Consider the following 3,839-nt stretch of genomic DNA (forward strand, 5'->3'; position numbering starts at 1 on the left):
CTTCAATAATCATCAGTTGCTCAAAATGCGAAGGAACGCACGCGGACCGCGCCGGTTGCCGGCCTTTTCACGCAAAATTCCTTCGCATTATTTCAGAGCGTGTCGAGCCAGGCGAGCAGGCTCGTATCACGTTTCCACGATGATAAATGCCCCGTCGACACCGGTGCGGCGATCTGTTCCAGCGCCTTTCGCTTTGTTTCCAGATTGGCTTTCGCGTAGTGATTGGTGGTGTCGAGGCTCACATGCCCAAGCCAACTGCGGATGACCGTGATGTCTACGCCAGCCGATACAAGATGGACGGCGGTGGCGTGACGGAAGCTGTGCGGCGTTACGTGCTTCGTTTGCAGCGACGGCGTGGTTTCAGCCGCCGCCCTCACATAGACGGCAAGCTTGAACCGAACGCCCGAGGCGCTGAGCGGCTCTCCGTAGCGGTTCACGAACAGCCGCTGGTCTGGTGCCCGCGGCTGCCGCTCAAGCAGCTTTTTCAACAATATCACGGTTTCCGGCCAAAGCGGGCAGATACGCTCTTTTCGGCCCTTGCCCATAAGCCGAACGCAACTCGGGCTATCGAACCGGATTGCCTCGGGGCACATATCGAGTGCCTCCTGTATTCGCGCCCCGCTATTGTAGAGGAACGACAACAGTGCATGGTCGCGCATGCCTTCGAGCGTTGACTGGTCTGGCTGGGCAAGGATCGCTGCCACTTCCGGCGGATCCAGATAGCAAGGCTCAGATATCGGCGCCCGCTTGATCGGGATGTTGAGGATTTCGACGCACTGCGCGATCGAGGCAGGATCCTTGGTCGCCACGAAGTTGAAGAAGCTGCGGATTGCGGCAAGCCGGCAATTGCGGGTACCGATCGTGCCGCCACGGTCGTGCTCGGCGTGCCTCAGGAACGCAGCGACCTGCGCGGCAGTCAGATCGGCCAACGAGATTATAGCAACTTTCTTTTTCGCGCGGTCAGCGACGAACCGGAGGAACAGCCGCCAGGTGTCGCGGTAGGAGCGGACCGTGTTGACGGACGCATTGCGTTGCTCGACAAGCCATTCGTAAAAGAACGCGCGCATCAGTTCCGGGAACGGATTGGCTTTGCTCATGACCGCACCTCCCGTTCGAGACTGAGGCATGGCGCGCCCACGGCCCTGAACCGCTCGTTTGCGAGATGCAGCAGATCCTGCGTGACGGTGATGTAGACCAGAGTTGAGTTGATATCCCGATGGCCGAGGTAGGTCGCGAGGAACGGCAGTCGATCCTGCGGGTTGATCCCCAGACGGTACCATTCAAGGATACGGTTCACGACCATCGAGTGCCGAAGATCATGAACGCGTGGCCCGAGCTGCCCTTGCAGTGGCTTCAACCCGGCACGACGTACGACGTCTGTGAGCAACCAAGTGACCATTTCGGGCGTGTAGCGGGATCTGCGCTGGACGTTCCAGAACAGGGCAGAGTGCGGATCCTGCGACGCGCCGACCTGACGCCGCGCAGTGATGTAGGCTCGGAGTTCGGTCATTACACCGTCGGGAAGTGGCAGAATTCGGGTCTTGAAGAACTTGGTCTGCCGAACCGTGATGGTGCCGTCACCGGGATTAACGTCACCAAGATCCAGCCTGGCCAACTCTCCCCGCCGCAGACCCGCACAGTAGGCCAGCAACAGCATGGTGTAGACGCTTAACGGACGAAGTGTTGCCCGCGGCGAGGGATACGAACGGGCAATGTCGAGCATTCGCCGCACGTCGACAGGAGAGTAGATATGAGGCTTTCGCCACTGCTTGCGGACCTCCTTTTGGGGTCTCGGATCCGGTCGACGCTGAGGAGCTGACGGATCGCGCCGTCGCTGGATTTTTGCGAAGAGGCGCTCAAGATTTTCGCGCTCATATGCATGGTTACGCGTGCCTTTGGTGGCCGCCCATCGATCGATCATGACGCTCAGCGTCTCGGTTTCCAGTTGCGGGTTCATTTGCAGGAACCGGTCGAACTGCAAAAGCCGCACTCGTTGCGAAGTATATTTGTATCCCCTACGGCGCATCATGGCGACATGCTCAGCCATAACCTCGCCCAGCACGCTGCCGAACGGTCTGGGCTGGCGCAGTCCGGCAAGAGCCTGTTCTGGATTACACGATATCAACGCGCGCCAGATCGGCATGCTCTGCTTTATATGACACGCCACACGCAGAGCTTCGACAGGATTGTGATCGATCGCACCGGTTGCCAGGAGGTGATCGAGGAACCGGTCGATGATGCGGGTGCGATGCAGGAGCGTGGATGTCGCCCAGCGAGACGTTAATTCTCGTAGCCAGGCCTGCAGCGCTTGTCGATCGAGCATCCCATGCCGTTCAACAATATCCTGGAAGCTATGCAGTACCTGTTGATAGCAGGTACGGCTTTTGAGATTACGCAGATCAAGGCTCGCGACATAGCTGCCAATGCGCGTGCGATCGGAATCGGGCCAATGGGAGATCATGCCAGCACCTCCGTTCCCGGCACATCAAGGGCGACGGCCCTCAGATCCGCGGTGGCAAGCTTGAGGTAGGGGTCAGTCGACCCCGTCGAGCGATGTCCTAGCAGATCGCCAATTACCTTTTTCGGAACTGCCGCGCGCAGCAACTCGGTCGCACGAGCGTGACGGAAGATGTGAGGCCCGCGCTTGCCCAAGGGTTTGACGCCGGCATCCCGGAGCCTCCGCTGCACCAGGCTGTATAGCTTGTCGAGCTTGCGATAGGGCGCGCGTGTACGGATGAAGATTTCCCTGGCATCGGTCGCGGGCCGTCCAGACCGCAGGTAAGTAAGGATCGCTTCGCCAACCGGCTCCATCAAGGGAAGGAGCGTGTGGGCTTGCGTTTTGCTGTGACGGACACGAACGACTTCGGCCCGCCAGTCTATATCTTCGATCCGCATGTTACGCACTTCGCCCGCACGTAGCCCATAGGTGGCGAGGAGTTGTAATATCGCATGGTCCCGCAAACCGGCGGCCGTCGTGTCCATGCTCGTGCTTGCCAGAACCGCGGTGATCTGGTCGCGCTCCAGAATCGACGGCACCCTTTCATAAGCATAGAGCCGCGGCGAGATGATATGTGGCGTCAGATCTGCCGCAACGCGGGCAGTCCTGTGGAGGTAGCGCAGCAGCGAACGAAGCCGCTCCGCTGTGGATTTCAGTGAACTGCGCGTCAGCTTCGAGCCACGCAGGTCCATATAGCCGTCGATGTCGCCGACGGTTATTCCCTTGAGACCCTCGACCCCGCTCCGGTCGAGTTGCCAGGCAAGGAAGTAGCGGGCTTCCCACAAGAACGCGTCTATGCTGGCTTGGGCAAGGCCACGCTCCTCGCGAAGCCAGGTTTCGTACTCGTTGCAGATCGTAAACCGTAGTGCGTCAGCGGCGCAGGCTACTTTGGGAGCAGGCGGCCACTGACCCTGCCCAAGCCGTAGCAGCGCGTGAATCCCAGACTGCGGGACTTCGTGCCAGCGCTTGCTAGGCCGTCGTCCGCGACGCTTGTGGAATAGCGCGGTCGCATGGTGCAGATATCGCTCTACCAGGTCTTCGGTCACGTCTGCGACTGGAATTCCTCGGTGCGCGAGATAATCGAGGAATTCCTGCGCATACGCGCAGTAATTTCTGATCGCCACCGGACTGTATTGGCGGTTGGTCAGCGCTGCTTTCAGCTCGGTGAGCAGTTCGTGTTCAGATTTCAACATCAATTATTCCTCTGTTGGTCAAACGACCACAGAGGTTCGTCGGAAAAAAATAATGCGGAGCAAAGCCGTCAGTCGGCACCAAAAACACGCGGATTTTCTGTCTCCACACCGCGTTCCTTCGCATTTTGAGCACCTGACGATTATTGAAG

Annotated in this window: 3 protein-coding genes; all 3 read right to left on the bottom strand. The window is 59.2% G+C overall.

Features of this window, described 5'->3' with window-relative positions:
* Positions 1–92: 92 nt before the first annotated feature.
* From AC244_RS34660 to AC244_RS34670, 3 genes are read right to left on the bottom strand one after another with little or no spacing between them, the layout of a single operon-like run.
* Positions 93–1,097, bottom strand: coding sequence for a site-specific integrase (locus tag AC244_RS34660; RefSeq protein ID WP_053253349.1), 1,005 nt, complete (start codon positions 1,095–1,097; stop codon positions 93–95).
* Entirely contained in the window at positions 1,094–2,461 is a 1,368-nt protein-coding gene (locus tag AC244_RS34665; RefSeq protein ID WP_234717136.1) for a tyrosine-type recombinase/integrase, read from the bottom strand. Before AC244_RS34665 ends, AC244_RS34660 begins: the two co-directional genes overlap by 4 nt.
* A complete protein-coding gene (locus tag AC244_RS34670; protein ID WP_053253350.1) occupies positions 2,458–3,690 on the bottom strand; it encodes a site-specific integrase in 1,233 nt (410 codons plus the stop codon). The genes AC244_RS34665 and AC244_RS34670 overlap by 4 nt, the downstream gene beginning before the upstream one ends.
* Between the last annotated feature and the right edge of the window lie 149 nt (positions 3,691–3,839).

It is taken from the genome of Ensifer adhaerens (assembly GCF_001270265.1).
Classification (GTDB): Bacteria; Pseudomonadota; Alphaproteobacteria; order Rhizobiales; family Rhizobiaceae; genus Ensifer; species Ensifer adhaerens_B.